Source organism: Sphingobacterium sp. IITKGP-BTPF85 (genome assembly GCF_001006065.1).
Classification (GTDB): domain Bacteria; phylum Bacteroidota; class Bacteroidia; order Sphingobacteriales; family Sphingobacteriaceae; genus Sphingobacterium; species Sphingobacterium anhuiense.
The window spans coordinates 1-3199 of the sequence record NZ_ASZT02000250.1; the positions used below are offsets into that span (position 1 = coordinate 1).

The 3199-nt window shown below is 37.8% G+C and carries 5 protein-coding genes and 1 pseudogene; all 6 read right to left on the bottom strand.

Translation table 11 applies throughout. The features are described from left to right. Window positions 1–77: 77 nt before the first annotated feature. Window positions 78–296, bottom strand: a complete 219-nt coding sequence (locus L950_RS37635; RefSeq protein WP_156169861.1) for a heavy metal-binding domain-containing protein — start codon at window positions 294–296, stop codon at window positions 78–80. Next, window positions 224–433, bottom strand: coding sequence for a hypothetical protein (locus L950_RS29045; protein ID WP_156169860.1), 210 nt, complete (start codon window positions 431–433; stop codon window positions 224–226). Before L950_RS29045 ends, L950_RS37635 begins: the two co-directional genes overlap by 73 nt. 42 nt (window positions 434–475) lie before the next feature. Continuing rightward, window positions 476–1261, bottom strand: coding sequence for an Rpn family recombination-promoting nuclease/putative transposase (locus L950_RS24645; RefSeq protein WP_084825554.1), 786 nt, complete (start codon window positions 1259–1261; stop codon window positions 476–478). Beyond that, window positions 1254–1379, bottom strand: coding sequence for a hypothetical protein (locus L950_RS34645; RefSeq protein ID WP_021187954.1), 126 nt, complete (start codon window positions 1377–1379; stop codon window positions 1254–1256). The genes L950_RS24645 and L950_RS34645 overlap by 8 nt, the downstream gene beginning before the upstream one ends. A 215-nt stretch (window positions 1380–1594) precedes the next feature. Beyond that, on the bottom strand, window positions 1595–1801 hold the full coding sequence (locus tag L950_RS24650) for a hypothetical protein (protein ID WP_021187955.1): 207 nt from the start codon (window positions 1799–1801) through the stop codon (window positions 1595–1597). 99 nt (window positions 1802–1900) lie between these two features. Next, a pseudogene (gene lysS / locus L950_RS24655) lies at window positions 1901–3186 on the bottom strand (lysine--tRNA ligase). Window positions 3187–3199 lie beyond the last annotated feature (13 nt).

Below are 3199 nucleotides of genomic sequence, written 5' to 3' on the forward strand. Positions count from 1 at the left end.
TGATCAAGCTTGCTTTGACTTTGTTCTTAATAACAGATCCATCGATATCTCCACCTACTGATTCTACTTGTATATGTTTAATTTCGTTGAGCAATACAGGTGTACCGATAGCGGTGATCATAAGCGATTGGGATTCCTTTGCCCGAGAGTTCATCAATATTGACGCTGAAGCCTATAACGGCAACTGCCCGGTAGCTACGTGCATATTGCTTTAAAGACTCCACTAAGCTCTTATATAGCTCTTGTAGTTTGTTTTCATAATTGCGGAAGCTCCCCCCGAAGAATCCACAAACGATCTGCGAAGCTCACTCTGGACCGCACCCAAAGCATTGGCTCCAATAACAGCTGTTGTTGATATGGGATTTTCTGTGGGGATCGGTTTGATCAAAAAATACGGGAAGCCGTAAGGAAGGTATAAAACACATAAAGCCATTCTTGACAGAATGCTTTATGTGTTTTATATGACCTATTTGATTTATTTCAGTTTTTCAATCTCGTCGACGGTAAGGCCGGTACCCTCAGCAATTTGTTCTAAAGGTAAACCCATATTTTTAAATTTCAAAGCTGTCTCAATAGCATTTTGATGTTGGCCTTGAGCAATACCTTTTTTTAAACCTTCTTTTAAACCTCGATCATGTCCAAGACGCTGAGCAGTAGAATAGGTATTCTCTGCATCACGCTTATGTTTTAAACTTGCTTCGTATGCCATCTTATCCTCCGGTGTTAATTTTGCGACTTCGCCTATGTCAAAGATAAGACCAAATACCCGCTTATCCAAAAAATCAGGTATTTTATCAAGTTTACTCATGTTTTTCAATAGATATAGCCACATATCCATATCTGTCTTTATATCAACCTCATTCTTATTAAAATTTGGTAATACTAAGAGCTTGTAACCAAGCTTTTCATAAAAAACACGACTACTCTGCTTATCGCAAAGAGCAACATCGTAAAAATACTTTCCCGGTTCTGTTTCTCCTAACTCAAATTCTAAGATACCAATAAAATATACTTCGGGAAGTTCGTATGTATTTCCCTTATAGCCCCTGGGTATAAGTTTATTGATAAGCCTGGATGTATAAAAAACGGTCCGATCTTTAAAAAAATCTTGATAAAGCTGTTGCATCTCTATAATGAAATGCTCACCATCAATACCGGTACAATAGAGATCGAAAATAACCTTACGCTCATTTTCAACATCGCCACCCTGCTCCACTGGCCGATAATGAAGATCCTGAATAACTTTCTCTCCCTCAAACAGCCCATTTAAAAATCAAAATTAAAATCGGCTTATTTTCTTCCCTGCCAAAATAGAATTTAAAGCTCCAGTCGCCACTAAAACCAACATACTTGCCCATGCTACTTTTTGTCTTTTTCATAATAATATGCTTTGCTTAAATAATTAATATTGCTAAGCAAACATCAGGAAAACTAAAATTATTAGCCGGTTATTAAACGTTTGTAGTCGTTTTTAAACGTTTGCTGTCGGCTAGCAAGCAACAAAAGCATTAACATGTTAACCTAGTCTTGCTTTCCGGACACAAAAAAGCCATATCTTACGACATGGCTTCTACTTTATATCGATTAAACTTGCTTACTTATAAGAATTGACCGATTGAGATACTTTCCAGTTACCTTCGTCATTTACCAAAGTCACTAAATCGGTCTTGGTAAAACCTCCAAACTGCATCCACGCGAGCAATGACAATAAAACTTTACGACATAATTCTTGACAGCAAAAAATAGGTGCAACTGAACTTGAAAATACAGATGCACCAATGGGTGTTGTTTTTAGACGCATAATGTTTGACCATATTGATTCAGGCTATGACTTTTTAAAAACTTATTTCGTGAATAACAATATTGTAATCATTACTGACTATCCAGAAGACAAATTAAATCATGCTTCTGGCCTCATCTGCGGAAATAGTAATACTTCTTGTATGGTCGTTTGGCCGGTAAGTAACATCGTTAGCCTATCCATACCAATACCCATCCAGATGTGGGAGGCATACCATATTCTAATGCACGTAGAAAATCTTGGTCAATGTACATAGCCTCATCATCTCCTTTTTTCTGAAGCAGAAGTTGTTCTTCAAATCTTAAGCGCTGCTCGATCGGATCGTTTAATTCCGAATAAGCATTACATAATTCTACTCCATTGACGATAAGCTCAAATCTTTCTGTTAATGAGGCATCATCACGATGACTTTTACATAGTGGCGACATTGCTATGGGATAATCAATAATAAAAGTCGGTTGCACGTATTTCTTTTCACTGGTTTTTCCAAAAATTTCATCTATTAGTTTGCCTTTACCCATACTTTCATCTTGTGCTATGCCGAGGGCAATACAAGTACGACGTAATTCTTCTTCGGTCATATTACGGATATCAACACCCGTATTTTCTTGTATGGCACCAGCCATAGTTACTCGTCGATAAGGTGCTTTAAAATCGATAACAGTATCTCCCACCAGTACCTCAGTTGTACCCAAAACCTCAAGACATATCCTTTCCAATAGCTGCTCTGTGAATGCCATCATCCAGTTGTAATCTTTATATGGGACATAAATTTCCATGACGGTAAATTCGGGATTATGGGTACGGTCCATACCCTCATTGCGAAAATTACGTGAAAACTCAAATACGCCATCAAATCCGCCGACAATCAATCTTTTCAAGTACAATTCATTGGCAATACGCAGATATAAAGGTATATTTAATGCTTCATGATGAGAAACAAAAGGTCTTGCACTTGCACCACCAGGAATGGACTGAAGAACTGGTGTATCAACTTCTACATAACCTTTCGTAATGAAAAACTGGCGCATTGACTGAAAGATTTTCGTTCTTTTAAGGAAAACTTCTTTGACTCCCTGGTTAACAATAAGATCAACATACCGTTGACGGTAACGCTGTTCAGGATCAAGAAACGCATCGTATGCAACGCCCTCTTTATGTTTTACAACAGGTAAAGGACGTAGTGATTTTGACAAAACCTGCAACTGTTTTACATGAATGGAGATCTCACCAGTTTTGGTGCTGAACACATGTCCCTCAACACCAATGATATCGCCTAGATCCAATAGTTTTTTGAATACGATGTTATATAAATCTTTATTTTCACCTGTGCAGATATCATCACGGTTGATGTAAAGCTGAATGCGACCGTACGGATCCTGCAGTTCTACAAATGCG